Source organism: Microbacterium luticocti DSM 19459 (assembly GCF_000422405.1).
Lineage (GTDB): Bacteria > Actinomycetota > Actinomycetes > Actinomycetales > Microbacteriaceae > Microbacterium > Microbacterium luticocti.
In genome coordinates this window covers 109141-126493 of the sequence record NZ_AULS01000002.1, presented here as the reverse complement: position 1 = coordinate 126493, position 17353 = coordinate 109141, and the positions used below count along the sequence as shown (strand labels likewise).

Annotated in this window: 9 protein-coding genes; 7 read left to right on the top strand and 2 right to left on the bottom strand. The window is 71.6% G+C overall.

Annotation, left to right across the window (positions count from 1 at the left end; translation table 11 throughout):
- Positions 1-144: 144 nt before the first annotated feature.
- Positions 145-5937, top strand: coding sequence for a DUF7507 domain-containing protein (locus H577_RS14930; RefSeq protein ID WP_051191688.1), 5793 nt, complete (start codon positions 145-147; stop codon positions 5935-5937).
- Positions 5938-6014: 77 nt separating this feature from the next.
- Here the strand turns inward: H577_RS14930 and H577_RS14925 are convergent, their stop codons facing one another.
- Complete coding sequence (locus tag H577_RS14925) at positions 6015-8069, bottom strand: prolyl oligopeptidase family serine peptidase (RefSeq protein ID WP_036283625.1); 2055 nt, start codon at positions 8067-8069, stop codon at positions 6015-6017.
- Positions 8070-8360: 291 nt separating this feature from the next.
- Between H577_RS14925 and H577_RS0103450 the strand changes: the two genes are divergently transcribed.
- From H577_RS0103450 to H577_RS0103430, 5 genes are all read left to right on the top strand, one after another.
- Entirely contained in the window at positions 8361-8813 is a 453-nt protein-coding gene (locus H577_RS0103450) for an Hsp20/alpha crystallin family protein (RefSeq protein ID WP_029144775.1), read from the top strand.
- A 225-nt stretch (positions 8814-9038) separates the two neighbouring features.
- Positions 9039-10538: an L-serine ammonia-lyase, iron-sulfur-dependent, subunit alpha gene (locus H577_RS0103445; RefSeq protein WP_029144774.1), complete on the top strand. Its 1500-nt coding sequence runs from the start codon at positions 9039-9041 to the stop codon at positions 10536-10538.
- 53 nt (positions 10539-10591) lie between these two features.
- Positions 10592-11899, top strand: coding sequence for an MFS transporter (locus H577_RS0103440; protein WP_051191771.1), 1308 nt, complete (start codon positions 10592-10594; stop codon positions 11897-11899).
- On the top strand, positions 11896-13959 hold the full coding sequence (locus H577_RS0103435; RefSeq protein WP_029144772.1) for a glycoside hydrolase family 2 protein: 2064 nt from the start codon (positions 11896-11898) through the stop codon (positions 13957-13959). The genes H577_RS0103440 and H577_RS0103435 overlap by 4 nt, the downstream gene beginning before the upstream one ends.
- Positions 13956-14984 (top strand): DUF2804 domain-containing protein, encoded by a 1029-nt coding sequence (locus H577_RS0103430; RefSeq protein WP_029144771.1) that lies wholly within the window; start codon positions 13956-13958, stop codon positions 14982-14984. Before H577_RS0103435 ends, H577_RS0103430 begins: the two co-directional genes overlap by 4 nt.
- 9 nt (positions 14985-14993) lie before the next feature.
- Here the strand turns inward: H577_RS0103430 and H577_RS0103425 are convergent, their stop codons facing one another.
- Complete coding sequence (locus H577_RS0103425) at positions 14994-15425, bottom strand: MarR family winged helix-turn-helix transcriptional regulator (protein ID WP_029144770.1); 432 nt, start codon at positions 15423-15425, stop codon at positions 14994-14996.
- A gap of 35 nt (positions 15426-15460) precedes the next feature.
- Between H577_RS0103425 and H577_RS0103420 the strand changes: the two genes are divergently transcribed.
- On the top strand, positions 15461-17287 hold the full coding sequence (locus tag H577_RS0103420; protein WP_036283621.1) for a DUF2207 domain-containing protein: 1827 nt from the start codon (positions 15461-15463) through the stop codon (positions 17285-17287).
- Positions 17288-17353 lie beyond the last annotated feature (66 nt).

The window sequence follows — 17353 nt, the reverse complement described above, 5'->3', positions numbered from 1 at the left end:
AAGCCCCGGTCAGCCTCGGAGAACGAGGCGGCCGGGGCTTCGTCGTCGGTACAGAGGACTTTGCCAGGACTCTCCCAGCCGATATCGTCGTTGGGGAGCGCGCCCGAGTCTGCCTTCAGGCGCGCCCTGACGCCGGGGGGAACCATGCAGACCGACACCTTGCACGCCGATCGCACCGCACGCCGGTCGTGGCGAACGTGGGCTGCGGGTCTGGTCGTCGCCGCGCTCGCGGTCATCGGGCTGAGCGTCCCCACCGCTGCGCAGGCAGCGACGGATGCGACCTGTGACTTCGCCGACCCCGGCACCGGCACCTACGCCTCGACGCTGTGCTGGTTCGACATGTCGGGCTACGACCCGGCTCAGGCCGGTTCCGCCGGCGGGCAGCAGATGAGCGTGACGCTCCCCGGGGGCTACACGCTCACCTATACGCTCAAAGTCACCGGCATCGCCGTCGCACCTGTCGCGTTTCCGACCTGGACGGGGTCGTATCTGGGCAACCGTGGCCACTACACCGGCGTCGCAGGAAAGCCCGCGCTGTACCACACCGTCGGAGGCGGTGTCACGACCGCCTCGCTCAGTGACCTCACGATGCACACGGCGGACGGGGGGATCGTCACCGGCTACGCGCTCGTCGGTGCCGACGCCGAGGCCACCGATCGCGGCGAATACCTCGACTGGTCGTCGAACAAACCCCTCGAACTGATCAGCACGCTCGGGAACGCGTGCGGCGGCGGGCTCGGCCCGTTGCCGTCGACCAACGCGAGGTGCACCGGGTCGAACACGGGCTCGTCTCCCAAGACCGGCACGGCCCTCCTCGCCGCCGACAACCCGTCCACCTTCACCCTGTCGATGACCGGCAATGGAAAGGAAGGCATCGCCTTCGGCGTGCTCATCTCGAAGATCACGCTGAACAAGACCGTGGTGAACGGGTACCCCGGCGACGCGTTCGGGATCGCGGTCACCGACTCGGCCGACAACCACATCGGCAGCGCCACCACCGACGGCAGCGGGCACGCGAGCACCGGGGCGCTCACGGTCCTCACCGGTGCGAACGGCGAGGACTACACGCTGTCCGAGTCGATCACGTCGGGATCGGCCGACAACTACGTGCCCAGTTGGGAGTGCACGCGCAACGGCACACCGGACGGCACGATCGCCCGCGCCGCGGGCACCTCCGCCACCACGAGCGTCGGCATCGGCGACGACCTGGTCTGCACCATCACGAACACCGCCAAGCCGTCATCGCTCGGCCTGGTGAAGAAGGCCGGCACCCCCACCGACGTCAACGGCAACGGCATCACCGACGCGGGCGACACCATCGCGTACACGTTCACCGTGACCAACACCGGCCAGGTGCCCGTGCACGGCGTCGCGGTGGCAGACCCGAAGGTCGGCACGGTCACCTGCCCGACGACGACGCTCGCCCCCGGGGCATCCACCACCTGCACCGCCCCCGCCTACACGGTGACCGACGACGACGTCACCGCCGCGTCGGTGAAGAACACCGCCACGGCCACCGCGACGCCCGACGGCACCACCGCGACGGTCACCTCGCCGCCCTCGAGCACCGAGACCCCGGTCGAGAAGGCGAACCCGGCGATCACCATCGTGAAGTCGGCGGACGTGACGGCACTCGTCGTCGGCGCCAACGTGCAGTACACGTTCGTCGTGACCAACACCGGGAACGTGCCGCTGACGGATGTCTTTGTCGCCGACGACTTCCACGGCACCGGGTCTCCCACACCCGACGTGTCGGCCTGTCACTGGGATGAGTTGCAGCCCGGCCAGCAGCAGACCTGCCGCGCCGCCGACACGTACACGATCACGCAGGACGACGTCAACGCCGGCAAGATCGACAACACCGCGACCGCGACCGGCACGCCCCCGAACTCCGACCCCATCACCTCTGATCCGTCGTCGGTGAGGGTTCCGTTCCAGCAAGACCCGAAGCTCGCACTCGAGAAGACGGTCTCTCCGGCTGTCGCCGACGAGGCCGGCGACGAGCTGACCTACACGTTCACCCTGACCAACACCGGCAACGTCACTCTGCACTCTCCGGCTGTGAACGAGACCGAGTTCACAGGCGCCGGCACCGCGCCGCAGGTCGACTGCTCGCAGGCTGCGGCATCCCTCGCCCCCGGACAGAAGACCACCTGCACCGCGGTGTACCGGGTCACCCAGGCCGACATCGACAAGGGCGACGCCGTCACCAACACGGCGACGGCCACGGCCCTCGGCCCCGATGACCAGACGGTGACCTCCGATCCCGACGACGCCTCGTTCACCGTCACGCAGACCGCGGGCATCGCCCTCGGGAAGACGGCGGACCCGACCACCGTGACTGCCGCCGACCAGCACGTGACCTACACGTTCCGCGTGCACAACACCGGCAACGTGACCCTTCACGACATCACCATCGACGAGACATCCTTCACCGGAACCGGAACCGCACCCGTCGCGACCTGCCCGGCCGTGCCCGACGGGCTGGCACCCGGTTCCACCCTCGACTGCACGGCCACCTACACCGTGACCCAGGTCGACGTCGACCGCGGCTCGATCCTGAACACCGCGACCGCCACCGGTACTCCGCCGGCCGGGAATGCGGTCACCTCCGAGCCCGCGCAGGCGACGGTGACGGCCACGGCGCACCCCGCGCTCACACTCACCAAGACGCCCGACACCCACACCGTCGCCTACGTCGGTGACGTCGTCACCTACACCCTCACCGCGCGCAACACCGGCAACGTCACGCTCGCCGGTGTGCACATCGACGAGGGTGCGTTCACCGGCGCCGGCGATCTGTCGGCCCTGGTCTGCGACGCCGAGCAGCCGGTCACCCTCGCGCCCGGCGAGGCGCAGGCCTGCACCGCCACCTACACCGTGCAGCAGGCAGACCTGGATGCCGCCGGCTTCGACAACGACGCGACCGCGAGCGGCACCGCCCCCGGCGGCGGCACCGTCGACGCCCCCAAGGCGACCGCGCACGTGACCGCCGAGACCACCGCGGAGCTGAGCCTGACCAAGTCGGCCGCCCCCTCGGGCACCGCCGATTTCCGGGTGGGGCAGCAGGTCACCTATTCGTTCCTGGTCAGCAACACCGGCACCGCCACCGTCCACGGCATCTCGATCCGCGACGACAGCTTCACCGGGCACGGCACCTTGCCCGCGGCATCCTGCCCCCAGACCACGCTGGCCCCCGGTGACGACGTCACCTGCACGTCGGTGTACACCATCACCCAGGACGACGTCGACGCCGGCGGCATCGTCAACACGGCGACCGCACACGGCACCGACCCGCGTGACGGCGATGTCGTCTCGAACGAGTCCACGGTGACCCTCAGCGGCGAGCGCAGCCCCGCGCTCTCGCTGGTCAAGTCGGCCTCGCCGACGACCGTCGACGCCGCCGGCGACACGGTGACCTACACGTTCCGCGTGCTCAACACCGGCAACGTCACGCTCACCGACGCCGCCGTCTCGGAGGTCTCGTTCACCGGCAGCGGGCAGCTGTCCCAGATCGCCTGCCCGTCCGGCATCGCCCGGCTGGCGCCGGGGGCCGGGGTCGACTGCACCGCCACCTACACGGTGACCCAGGCCGACATCGACGCCGGCGAGGTGCGCAACACCGCGACCGCGACCGCGACCGACCCGGCCGGTGACGATGTCGACGCCGAGCCTGCCAGCGCCCGCGTGGGCGTGAACCAGGCCCCCGCGCTCACCCTCGTCAAGTCGGCGTCGCCGTCCGATGCCGCGAACTTCACCGTCGGCCAGGTCGTGACCTATTCGTTCGCCGTGCACAACACCGGCAACGTCACACTGCACGGCGTGACCGTGGATGACACGGACTTCACCGGCAGCGGAACCCTGGCAGCACCGACCTGTCCGCAGACCACGTTGGCGCCGGGCGCGTCGACGACCTGCACCTCGTCGTACACGATCACCCAGGACGACGTGGACGCCGGGCGGATCGTGAACGAGGCCGTCGCGAACGCGGTCGACCCGGCCGACGGCCCTGTGCACTCCGACCCGTCATCGGTCACCCTGTCCGGCACACAGGCGCCGGCGCTGTCGCTGGTGAAGACCGCCGGCCCGGCGACCGTGGGCGCGGCCGGTGACACCGTCACCTACACGTTCCACGTGACCAACACCGGCAACGTCACCGTGCGTTCGGTCGGCATCGGCGAGGTGTCGTTCACCGGCAGCGGCGCCGTCTCGGCGGTCGACTGCCCGGCCGCGGCCGCACGGCTGGCGCCCGGCGACGCGGTGGACTGCACGGCGACCTATACCGTGTCGCAGGCCGACATCGACCGGGGTGACGTGCAGAACTCGGCCGAGGCATCCGGTCTCGCCCCCGACGGCACGACCGTGACCTCACCGGTGGCGCAGGCGCGGGTGACCGCCACGCAGGCGCCGGCGCTGTCGCTGGTCAAGTCGGCCGATCCGTCCGATGCCGCCCACTTCACCGTGGGGCAGAAGATCACGTACTCGTTCGTGGTCACCAACACCGGCAACGTGACGATGCGCGAGATCACCGTCGACGACACCGACTTCTCGGGCAGCGGCACCCCCACCGCGATCGAGTGCCCGTCCACCGAGCTCGCCCCGGGAGCGCAGACGACCTGCACCTCGGAGTACACGCTGACCCAGGACGACCTCGACGCGGGGCACGTGTCGAACTCGGCCACCGCGACCGGCCAGCCGCCCAGCGGTGACCGCGTGCCCTCGCCGCCGTCGCAGGTGGTGGTCCCGGCGGCGCAGCAGCCGGCGATCGGCCTGGTCAAGACCGCGTCGCGCGCCACCGTGGATGCCGCGGGCGATACCGTCGCGTACACGTTCCGCGTGACCAACACCGGCAACGTGACGGTGCGCTCGGTCGCCATCGACGAGACCGCGTTCACCGGCACCGGGTCGCTGTCGGCGATCGACTGCCCGGCGGGCGCCGCGCACCTGGTCCCGGGCGCGTTCGTGGACTGCACGGCCACCTACCGGGTGACCCAGGCCGACATCGACCGAGGCGACGTGCAGAACACCGCCGCGGCATCCGCCCTGGCCCCCGACGGTGCGACGGTCACCTCGCCCGAGGCGAGCGCCCGGGTCACGGCCACATCGGCGCCGGCGCTGACCGTGGTCAAGTCGGCCGACCCGGCGGATGCCGCCCACTTCACCGTGAGACAGAAGATCACGTACTCGTTCGTGGTCACCAACACCGGCAACGTCACGCTGCACGATGTCGCGATCGACGACATGGAGTTCAGCGGCAGCGGCGCGCCCAGCGCGATCGTGTGCCCGCAGACCGAGCTGGCACCGGGCGCGCAGACGACCTGCACGGCCGAGTACACGCTCACCCAGGCCGATGTCGACGCCGGGCTGCTGAGCAACACGGCGACCGCGTCGGGCACGCCGCCGACCGGTGACCGGGTGGTCTCGCCGCCGTCGCGCGTGGTCATCCCGAGCGACCCGCAGCCCGCGCTGAGCCTGGTGAAGACCGCGGACGCCCATGCGGCCCACGCCGCCGGCGACCGTGTCGTGTACACGTTCGAGGTGACCAACACCGGCACCGTGACCGTGCACGATGTCACCATCGACGAGGTGGCGTTCAGCGGCACCGGGTCGCTGTCGCAGATCGACTGCCCCGACGAGGCGGCGAGCCTCGCCCCGGGGGCGCGGATCAGCTGCACGGCCACCTACACGGTGACCGCCGCCGACCTGGCCACGAGTGCGCTGACCAACACCGCGACCGCGACCGGCACCGACCCGTCCGGTGACACCGTGACCTCGCCGCAGGCGCACGCGAGCGTGACGATGGCGCCGCCGGCCGAGCCCGACCTGCCACGCACCGGCGGCGACCTGTGGCCGTCGCTGCTGATCGCCGCCGGCGGCCTGCTGTTGCTGCTCATCGGCGGCGGGATCGTGCTGATCACCCGCGGCCGCCGGGCCTGACCGGCCACCGGGCCTGACCGGCCACCGGCCCGCCGACACCTCACGTCGGCGGACCGGTGGGGGACGCGCCCGCCGGGTCAGACGCCGGCTGGCCGGCGCACCAGCACGTCGTGCAGGAACGCGTGGATCGTCGCCTGCAGCGCGGCCTTGGCGGCGTTGTCGATGGATGCCGCGTGCCCGCCCTCGTCCTGCTCGAGGTAGTGGACCTCGGCGTCGGTCTCGTCGGCCAGGCGCGCGGCCATCTTGCGCGCCTGCACCGGTCCGACCCGGTCGTCGCTGGTGGCCGCGTAGATCAGGCTCGGCGGGCAGGCGCGGGCCGGGTCGATCAGGTGGTACGGCGAGAACGTGCGGATGAACTCCCAGTCCGCCGGGTCGTCGGGGTCGCCGTACTCGGCGATCCAGCTCGCCCCGGCTGACAGCCGGGTGTACCGCCGCATGTCCAAAAGCGGCACCCCGCACACCACGGCCCCGAAATCGTCCGGGTGCTGCGTGAGCATGTTGCCGACCAGCAATCCGCCGTTGCTGCCGCCGTGGCATCCGATGCGCTCGGGCGTCGTCACGCCGCGGGCGACGAGGTCGCGCGCCACCGCGACGAAGTCCTGGTAGGCGCGGTGACGGTTCTCGCGCAGCGCCGCCAGGTGCCAGGCCGGCCCGAACTCGCCGCCGCCGCGGATGTTCGCCACCACGTAGACGTTCCCCGGCTCGAGCCACGCCGGGCCGACCAGCGTCGCATACTCGGGCAGCCGCGACACCTCGAAGCCGCCGTACCCGCTCAGGGTCACCGCGCGTACGCCGTAGGATTCGACCGGTCCCACCTGGAAGTACGGGATGCGGGTGCCGTCCGCTGATGTCGCCCAGTGCTGCGTGGTGGCCAGGCCCGTCGCGTCGAACACCTCGGGCGCGCGGTCGACGACGCGCGGCGCCGGGGCGGCGGCATCCGTCACCAGCAGCGTCTGCGGCGTGAGGAACCCGCGCGCGAGCAGCCACAGCTCGTCGTCCTCGTCGGCGTCGGCGGTGGCGACGTCGACGGCGAGGATGTCGGAGGTGTCGATGCCGGTGTGAAGCTCGGTCGCCGCCCACGAGGCCGGATCGAGCGACAGGATGCGGCTGCGCACGTTCTCGAGCACGGTCAGCACCAGACGCGTGCGCGTCCACGTCCACTCCTCGAGCACCGCGGTCGCGGTCGGGGTGAACACCGGCACGAGCTCGTCGCCGTCGCCGTCGAGCACGGTGCGCAGCGGGCCGACCAGCAGGGTGCCGCCCGGGTGCGTCGCTCCGGCGACGGTCCACTCGGTGGTGGTGCGCACCGCGATCAGGTCGCCGTGCACGTTCGTGTACGCGTCCTGCGGCACCCGAAGCCGCGCCGGCGCGGGGGCGGCCGCCGAGTGCGGCCACACGAGGTGCTCCTCGTGGAAGAAGTCGTGCGCGATCGCGGCCAGCGCGGTGTGGTGCCCGTCGGTGTGGTCGGCGCCCACGAAGACGGCGACGTCGGATGCCGCGGCCTCGGCCACCACGGGGGCGTCGGCCAGCGGCGTGCCCCGCCGCCAGACCCGCGCGCTGCGGGGATACCCCGACTCGGTGCGTGCACCGCCGGCGAGCGCGGATGCCACCAGCAGCGTGTCGGCGTCGAGCCACGCGCTGTGCGACTTGTCGGCGTCGATTGCGAACGGGTCGGCGTCGACGAACCGGGCGGCGGCCAGGTCGAACTCGCGCACGACGTGGGCGTCGCCGCCGTCGGGGCTCAGCTGCACCAGCGCGCGGTCGAGGCCGCGCGGGGCGTGCACGGCACCCGCGAACGCCCACGGCGTGCCCTCGTCGCGCCCGAGCGCGTCGATGTCCAGCAGCACCTGCCACTGCGGGTCACCCGCCGTGAACGAGGCGTGCGAGGCGCGGCGCCACAGCCCGCGCGGGTTGGTGGCATCCCGCCACAGGTCGTACATCCAGTCGCCGCGCCGGGTGGGGACCACCAGCCGGTCGGGATCGTCGAGGATCGAGCGCAGCCGCTCGGCGAGTGCCGGGGCGGCGAACGCGGCCTCGGTCTCGGCGGTGCGCTCGCGCGCCCAGGCGAGCGCCTTCGGGTCGCGGATGTGCTCCAGCCACAGGTACGGGTCGTCGTCGATCGGATCTGTCACCCGCCCAGCCTGCCACGTCGATGCGCTCGCGGCGGCGCGGGCGTGAGGCGATCCTGCCTCCCGGGTGGACGACCTCGGTTCGCAGATGTCGTGGCGCGGGTGCGGGGCGGCGCCCATTCGCGCACGCGTTCGGCCGGTGTTGCTCATCTGCCGGCGTTGCTCAAAGGATGCTGAGACCATTAGCACTCTCACATCGAGAGTGCTAGTCTGATCGTAGTTGAGTCGGGTTGACTCAAGTCGGGATGTGGGTCGGATGAGGTTCCGACCGCGCATGAGGAAGAAGGAGAAGGTATGGCCACGTACGACCCGCTCCGTGACCTGGAGCGCTTCGCGAACACGTTCTTCGAGACCGGCCGCCGCGGCCCGCGGCAGATGCCGATGGATCTGTACAAGGACGGCGACCACTACGTGCTGACCGCCGACCTGCCCGGCATCGACCCCGGTTCGGTCGACGTCGATGTCGACGGGCAGCTGCTCACGATCCGCGCCGAGCGCACGCTGACCGCCGGTGAGGGCGTCAAGTGGATCACGCGCGAGCGTGAGGCCGGCTCGTTCCTGCGCCAGCTGAGCCTCGGGCAGGGCATCGACACCGAGCGCATCGCCGCGACCTACCGCAACGGTGTGCTGAGCGTGACGATCCCGGTCAGCGAGAAGGCCAAGCCGCGCAAGGTCGAGATCTCGACCGAGACGGACTCGCCGGTGATCCAGGCGCACGAGACCGAGAAGCACGCCGTCGAGAGCTGAGCAGGCTCGGCCGGGCCGCGCGCGTCCGGATCCGCGACTTTGCGGCTCCGGCCGCGCGGCACCGGCGCGGTTTCGCGCGTCCGGGCTTCCGCTGTGCGCGGCACCGCTCCGGTTCCGAACGTTCGGGCTGTGCGCGACACCGGCCCGGCCCGCGTGTCCGCGGCTCCGACCGCGGCCGTCGTGCCGCGCGACCCCCTGCCCCTTGCCAGGCCGTAGCCTGGAGGGGTGAGCGCATATGTTTCGGCGTTCGAGCTGTTCTCCATCGGCGTGGGCCCCTCGAGCTCCCATACGGTCGGCCCCATGCGCGCCGCCCGCGACTTCGCCACCCGTCTGACCGCGACGGGCGTCCTGCCGCGCGTCGCGCGGGTGACCTGCATCCTGTTCGGCTCGCTGGGTGCGACCGGGCTCGGCCACGGCACCCCCGACGCGGTCGTCGCGGGCCTGCGCGGCGACGAGCCCGACACGGTCGACCCCGCCCGGGTGCGTGCCGCGTGGGTGGACTGGCCCGACGGCGGCACCCTGCTGATCGACGGCACCCACCCGGTGCCGTTCGCGAAGGACGACATCTCGTTCGCGCCCCGCACCCGGCTGCCCGCGCATCCCAACGCGATGACCCTGACCGCGTACGACGCCGACGCGACCCCGCTCTCCGAAGAGACCTACTACTCCATCGGCGGCGGGTTCATCCGCCGCGAGGGCGAACCCACCGCCGTGTCGAAGCATCCTTTCCCCCTGGCCTTCGACACGGCGGCCGAACTGCTCGCCCTGTGCGACGAGCGCGGGCTGACGATCGCCGAGGCCGCCCGGCTGAACGAAGAGAGCCTGCGCGACGAGGCAGAGGTCGCGGCCGGTCTCGACGCGATCTGGGACGCCATGGCCGGTTGTGTCGACGCCGGACTGCAGGCCGACGGCATCCTCCCCGGCGTGCTCAAGGTCAAGCGCCGTGCCGGCGCCATCCGTGAGCAGCTGGAACGCACCGAGGCCGAGAACGGCCGCGAGATCCCGGGCGAATGGCTCGGCGCGTTCGCGCTCGCCGTCAACGAAGAGAACGCCGCGGGCGGCCGCGTGGTCACCGCCCCCACCAACGGCGCCGCGGGCATCGTCCCCGCCGTCGCCATGTACTGGTGGCGGTTCCTCGCCGATTCCGGGCTCGGCATCGGCAACGCCGTCACCCCGCACGGCGAACTGGTCGGCAGCGCCCTGCTCGGCTTCGGGGCGCAGCGACCGGATGCCACGGCCTCCGCGGCCGCTGCCGACGACGCCGACGTGGCCGAGGCGAACCGCCGCCGCGGCATCCGTCGCTATCTGCTCACCGCCACCGCGTTGGGGTCGCTGTTCAAGGCGAATGCGTCGATCTCGGGTGCCGAGGGCGGGTGTCAGGCCGAGGTCGGATCGGCCTGCGCCATGGCCGCCGGCGGCCTGACCGCGGTGATGGGCGGCACCAACCGGCAGATCGAGAACGCCGCCGAGATCGCCATGGAGCACCACCTGGGACTCACCTGCGACCCGGTGGCCGGGCTCGTGCAGATCCCGTGCATCGAGCGCAACGCGATCGCCGCCTCGACCGCCGTCACCGCCGCGCGCCTCGCGCTGCGCGGCGACGGCTCGCACTACGTGCCGCTGGACACCGTCGTCGAGACCATGCGCCAGACCGGCATCGACATGTCGACGAAGTACAAGGAGACCAGCGAAGGCGGACTTGCCGTCAACGTCATCGAGTGCTGAGGGCTAGGATCGGCACAAAGCCGAACACCGGTCACGTTTCAGCAAGGATGCCGATGCCCCCCGACACCGTGACGCGCCCGCGCGTGCCCGTTCCCGCTCGCACCTGGTGGGTGGTGGTCGTCGTCGGACTGGTGGGCCAGCTTGCCTGGACCGTCGAGAACATGTACCTGAACGTGTTCGTGTACGACACCATCTCGACCGACCCCACCGTGATCGCGGTGCTCGTGGCATCCTCTGCCGTCGCCGCCACGCTCGCGACGATGCTCATCGGTGCGGCCTCCGACCGGGTGCGTCGACGCAAGCCGTTCATCGCGGTCGGATACGTGCTCTGGGGTGCCACCACCGCGATGTTCGGGCTGGTGCAGCCCGCCGGTGGGGCGGATGCCGCGCAGGCCGTCGGTCTCGCCGTGGTGGCCATCGTCGTGCTCGACTGCGTGATGTCGTTCTTCGGCTCGGGCGCCAACGACGCCGCGTTCAACGCGTGGGTCACCGAGTCGACCGTGCCCGCCAACCGTGGCCGGGTCGACGGAGTGCTCGCGATCATGCCGCTGATGGGCATGCTCATCGTCTTCGGCGCGCTCGACCCGCTCACCCGCGACGGGCAGTGGCCGTTGTTCTTCGGCATCGTCGGCGCCGTCACCGCCGTGGTCGGCGTGGTCGCGTTCTTTCTGGTGCGCGAGCCCGCACAGACGCGCACCCCGCCCGACGGGTATCTCGCGGCCGTGCTGAACGGGCTGCGGCCGAGCACGATGCGCGCGAACCCGCGCCTGTACATCCTGCTGATCGCGTGGGCGGTCGTCGGCACGAGCACGCAGGTGTTCATCCCGTACCTGATCATCTACATCCAGCGGTATCTGCGCATCGAGGGGTACGCCATCGTGCTGGCGAGCGTGCTGATCCTCGCCGCCGTCATGAGCGTGCTCGGCGGGCGCGTCATCGACCGGATCGGCAAGACCCGCGCCATCCTGCCGGCCGTGGCGATCATGGTCGTGGGGCTGGTCGGCATGTTCTTCGTACGTGGCATGGGCGAGGTCATCGTGTTCGGCACGGTGATGATGGGCGGGTTCATGCTCTCGGTCGCCGCCCTGTCGGCGAGCGTGCGCGACGTCACCCCGGTCGACCGGGTGGGCATGGTGCAGGGGCTGCGGATGATCGCGATGGTGCTCGTGCCGATGGTCGCCGGGCCGTTCATCGGCGCCTCGGTGATCGTGGGCGCGGACGAGACCTACACCGACCTGGGCGTGGTCAAGCAGGTGCCGACGCCGTGGATCTTCTTGGCTGCGGCGGTGGTGGCGGTGCTCGTCGTGATCCCCGTGCTGGCGCTGCGCCGCGCGCCCGAACCCGAGGTCGTGACGGCGTGAGCCTGGTCACGCCGTGGGGCGAGGCGATGGATGCCACGGCCCCGCTGCCCGAGTATCCCCGGCCGCAGCTGGTGCGGAACAGATGGCAGAACCTCAACGGTGTCTGGGACTACGCCATCACGCCGTTCGATGCGGGCGCACTCGGTCATGATGACCGGCCGGCCGGCGACGATCCGTTCGCAGCGGCTGCGGATCCGCTCGGGACCGGCGATGATCCGCTCGCGGCCGGCGATGATCCGCTCGCGGTGGCCGACCCGACCCACCCCCCGCACACGTGGGACGGCGAGATCGTCGTGCCGTTCTCGCCCGAGACGGCGCTGTCGGGGGTCGGGCGTACGCTCCAGAGCCATGAGACGCTGTGGTATCGCCGCTCGTTCACCGCCGACCCGGGTGAAGGCGAGCGCGTCATCCTGCATCTGGGTGCCGTCGATCAGTCGTGCCGGATCGCCGTCGACGGCGTCGAGGTGGCCTCCCACACCGGCGGCTACCTGCCCGTCGTCGTCGACATCACGGCGGCGCTCGCCGGGCGTGCCGGGGATGGTGAGCACACCGGGAACGAGCGTGTCGAGCAGGCCGAACAGGAGCAGGCCGAGCAGGAGCGTGCGACGCAGGCCGAGCACAAGCGTACCGGGCAGGCCGAACAGGAGCGGGCCGAGCAGGCCGAGCGCGGCCGCACCGAGCCCGCCGACCGAGGTGCGCATGAGATCGTCGTGGCGGTGCGCGATGTGACGGATGCCTCGTGGCCGGCCCGTGGCAAACAGTCCACGCGCCGCGGGGGCATCTGGTACACGCCGCAGTCCGGCATCTGGCAGACGGTGTGGCTCGAGATCCTGCCCCGTGTCGCGGTCGACCGGCTCTCGCTCACCCCGTATCTCGGACAGAGCGAGAGCCAGGGCGAGATCGAGATCGAGATCGAGATCGGCAGCGACCACGCCGAGCCCGGCACCGAGGCATCCGTCGTCGTCCGGGCCGAGGGGCAGGTCGTGGCATCGGTCGCCGTGCCGGTCGGCACCCCCGCGCGGGTGGCCCTCGGAGCCGATGTCCGGCCGTGGTCGCCCGAAGACCCGTTCCTGTACGACGTCGAGGTGGCCCTGGGTGACGACGTGGTCACCTCGTACGTCGGCATGCGTTCGCTGGGCGTCGGGCGCGACGGGCGGGGGGTGCCGCGGCTGCTGCTGAACGGACGGCCCTATCTGCCGGTGGGTCTGCTCGACCAGGGGTACTGGCCCGATGGCGGATACACCGCGCCGTCGGACGCGGCCCTGGAATACGACATCCGACTCGCCAAGCGCCTGGGCTACACGATGCTGCGCAAGCACATCAAGGTGGAGCCGCTGCGCTGGTACCACCACTGCGACCGGCTCGGCATGCTCGTCTGGCAAGACGCCGTCAACGGCGGCGAGAGGTACCGGCCGTGGGTGATCACCGCCCCGGCGTTCGGTGCGCCCGCGCTCGACGACGCCCGCCATGCCGCGTTCGGCCGGTCCGATCCGCGCGGCCGCGCCCGGTTCGAACGGGAACTGGCCGAGCTCGTCGGCCACCTGCGCTCGGTGCCGAGCGTTGCGCTGTGGGTGCCGTTCAACGAGGGGTGGGGACAGTTCGACGCGGCACGCATCGCCCACCTGGTGCGGCGCCTGGACCCGACCCGTCCGGTCGACCACGCCAGCGGCTGGCACGACCAGGGCGCCGGCGACCTGCGCAGCCTGCACGTCTACTTCCGGCCGGTGCGCGCGCCGCGCCGCCGCGACGACCGTGTGCTGGCGATCACCGAGTACGGCGGCTACAGCCTTGCCGTGCCCGCACACACCTGGGGCTCGCGCACGTTCGGGTACCGCCGCTACCGCAGCCGGCGGCGCCTGCAAGACGCGATCGTGCGGCTGCACGAGCGTGAGATCGCCCCGGCGGTGCGCCGCGGTGTGGCCGCGCTGGTGTACACCCAGCTGTCGGACGTCGAAGACGAGGTGAACGGACTGGTCACCTACGACCGGCGCTTCGTCAAGGTCGACGTCGACGTGATCCGTGCGATGAACGATCGGCTGCGCGAGGAGGCGAACGCATGACCGCCCGTGAACTGACCGACCCGGTGTCTCTGGTCACACCCGACGGCCGGCCCAACCCCGACGCGGTGGGGTGGGCGCGGCATCCGCTCGTCGACACCTCCGGCATCGGCCGCAGGCCCCGGCGACGGTGGGGGCGCACCAAGCGGTGGGAGTACTGGAACGTGCTCACGCCCACGCACATCCTCGCGCTGACCGTCTCGTCGATCGACTACGCCGCGGTGCACGAGGTCTGGGTGTTCGAGCGGGCGACACGGCGGGAACGGCACGCCAACGCGACGGTGCTGCCGGCGCGCGGCGTGCAACTGCCGCCGCGGTTGGACGCCGGCCGCGCCCGGGCCCGGGCGAAGGGCCTTGAGATCGACATCGAGCCGATCGGGGCGCTGCAGGATGCCGCGGCCCGCCGCGTGCGGTTGCGTGCGGCGATCGCGGGGGCGGCCTTCGACGTGACGGTCACCCGCCCGGCCGGGCACGAATGCCTGGCCGTCGTCGTGCCGTTCGGCCCCACCCGGTTCCAGTACACGGTGAAGGACGTGGCCCTGCCCGCCGCCGGCACGCTCACGCTCGACGGCGTCACCTGCGAGGTGCCGGCCGGCTCGAGCTGGGCGGTGCTCGACCATGGCCGCGGGTGGTGGCCGTACGACGTGCGGTGGAACTGGGGTGCCGGTTCGGGCGTGTGCGACGGGCGCACGATCGGCGTGCAGGTGGGCGGTCGGTGGACGGACGGCACCGGGCAGACCGAGAACGGCCTGGTCGTGGACGGACGGCTGCACAAGATCCACGACGACCTGCGGTGGGAGTACGACCGCACCGACTGGCTGCGGCCGTGGCGCGTCAGCGGCGGCGGGTTGGAGGCATCCTTCACCCCCTTCTACGACAAACGGTCGGCGACGAACCTGGGCGTGATCTCATCGCGCACCGACCAGTGCTTCGGCACCTGGGCGGGCACGTGGCGCACCGCCGACGGCGAGCAGATCGCATTCGAGGGCATCGAGGGCTGGGCCGAAGACGTGCACAACCGCTGGTGAGCCCGCCGATCAGTCGCGGCCGCGCAGCTTCTCGGTGAGCTGTATGAGCCGGGCCAGTTCGTCGTCGTCCAGTCGCGACATCTGCTCGGCGATCGAGCGGGCATGCGCGGCGGCGAGCGCGCGGAACCGGGCGGCGCCCTCGTCGGTGGCGCGCACCAGCGCACCGCGGCCGTCGTGCGGGTCGGGGCATTTGGCGAGCAGACCGTCGGCGACCATCCGGTCGACCAGGCGTGACACGCTCGGCTGACTGATGAGCATGTTCGCGGTGACGTCGCGCAGTCGGGCGGTCGCGTCGGGGGCGCGGGTGACGGTGAGCAGCACGTCGTACTCCGCCTGGCTGAGCGGCGAGCAGACGAAGTCGCCGCCGATCTTCTCGAAGATCTCGTGCTGAGCGCGGAACAGGCTCTCCCAGGCGGCCACGGCGAGGCGGCGGTCGGTCATCGCTCCAGCGTATCCGGCCGCATAGGCTGGCGGGCATGAGCAGGATCGTGCGTACCCTCGTGCTCGCGGCCGTGGCCGTGGCATCCGTGCTGACGGCGGTGCCCGCCGCCGCCGCCGTCGAGACCGCGCCGGTGCGGCACGCGGTCGGTGTGGTCGGTGCGGGCGTGGACGACTTCTCGTTCCGCAGCATGCACGCCGACTACACGATCGGGCGCGAGAAAGACGGCACCAGCACGCTGCGGGTGGTCGAGACCTTCGTCGCGGTGTTTCCCGGCAGCGATCAGAACCACGGCATGCGGCGCAGCATCCCGGATTCGTACAACGGGCAGCCGCTGGACCCCCACCTGGTCTCGGTGACCGACGGGCAGGGGCACCCGCGTGCGGCGGAGGTGGACGACGATGACGGGGCGTTCACGATCACATCGCGCGCGGACGGGTTCGTGCACGGCGAACAGACGTACGTGTTCACCTACACGCTGCGGCATGTGACGTGGACCTTCGGTGACACCGACGCCGACGAGTTCTACTGGGACGTGAACGGGGTGGACTGGGCTCAGCGCTTCGACGACGTGAGCGCGACGCTGCACGTGCCGGCCGAGTTGGCGGCTTCGATGACGGGCGGTCAGGCGTGCTATGCGGGCCGGCAGGGGGTGGCCGTGCGCTGCGAGATCTCGACACAGCCCGGTGCCGACGGCGCGGTGAGGGTCGAGGCGTCGGCGGGGGCGTTGTCGCCGGGTGAGACCATGACGATCGCGGTGGGGTTCAGGCAGGGCACGTTCGTGCCGTTCGACGCGTCGTTCCTGGCGTCGCCGTGGGGGTGGTCGCAGGGCGTCGCCGGGCTGGGGGTGCTCGGGGCGATCGTGTGGGCGGTGGTGGTGCGGGTGCGGCGGTTGCGCGATGTGCCGGGGCGGCCGACGATCGTCGCCGAGTACACGCCACCGGCCGAACTCGACGCACTGCGGGCGGCGGTGCTGCTCGGCAAGGTCGACAAGGCGATTCCGGCCGAGGTGCTCGAGCAGGCGGTGGCCGGCAGCATCCGCATCGTCGAGGGCAAGCGGCGCCGGTTCGGCGGCGTGCAGCTGATCGCGAAGCTGGTGGACCCGGAACGGGCCGACGAAGACGGGCGGATGCTGCTGCGCGGACTGTTCGGCAAGAAACTGACACCGGGCACGCGTTTCGAGTTCGGGCGCGACAGCACGCGGTTCGCGAAGGAGGGGCAGCGGATCCTGCGGTGGGCGAAGGCGAGCCTGAACAAGATCGGCGTGTACCGGCGTGTGCCGAAGCGGGTGCGGCGGGTTCCGATCTGGCTGTCGTTCGGGTTCTTCGCGCTCACCGTGGCGTTCGGATGCGTCGCCCTGGCCGCGAACGTGCACCCCGCGGTGCCGGCCGTGCTGATGGCGGTCGGCGCCGCCGGGTGCGTCGTGACGCTGATGCTGTGCGTGCGCCGGCCGCTCACCGGGCGGGGCGCGGAGCTGCGCGACCATCTGAAGGGGCTGGAGCTGTTCATCGACTGGGCCGAGGCGGACCGGATCCGGATGCTGCAGTCGCCCTCCGGCGCGGAACGGGTGCCGGTGGACACGGGGAACCACGAGCAGATGCTGAAGCTGTACGAGGCGCTGCTGCCGTATGCGGTGGTGTTCGGGCAGGAGAAGAAGTGGGCGGCGCAGCTCGCCTCGATGTACCCGGAGGGGACGACCCCGTACTGGTACAGCGGCACACACGGGTTCAGCGCCGCGGCGTTCGCGGCCGGGATCGGGTCGTTGTCGGCTGCGGCGGTGAGTTCGTCGTCGACGTCGGGTGGCTCCAGTGGCGGCGGGTTCGCCGGCGGTGGCGGTGGCGGTGGCGGAGGCGGCGGGGTCTGAGCCCGGCCCGATGCGCGCAGGTCCGACGCGGGTGCGGCACCGGCCCGGCCCCGGCACCAGTCCGGC

Bases quoted from the DNA above. Each gene is read 5' to 3' on its own strand.
- H577_RS14930 (WP_051191688.1), top strand. From the start codon at position 145: ATGCAGACCGACACCTTGCACGCCGATCGCACCGCACGCCGGTCGTGG.
- H577_RS0103450 (WP_029144775.1), top strand. From the start codon at position 8,361: ATGGCCACGTACGACCCGCTCCGTGACCTGGAGCGCTTCGCGAACACG.
- H577_RS0103440 (WP_051191771.1), top strand. From the start codon at position 10,592: ATGCCCCCCGACACCGTGACGCGCCCGCGCGTGCCCGTTCCCGCTCGC.
- H577_RS0103430 (WP_029144771.1), top strand. From the start codon at position 13,956: ATGACCGCCCGTGAACTGACCGACCCGGTGTCTCTGGTCACACCCGAC.
- H577_RS0103425 (WP_029144770.1), bottom strand. From the start codon at position 15,425: ATGACCGACCGCCGCCTCGCCGTGGCCGCCTGGGAGAGCCTGTTCCGC.
- H577_RS0103420 (WP_036283621.1), top strand. From the start codon at position 15,461: ATGAGCAGGATCGTGCGTACCCTCGTGCTCGCGGCCGTGGCCGTGGCA.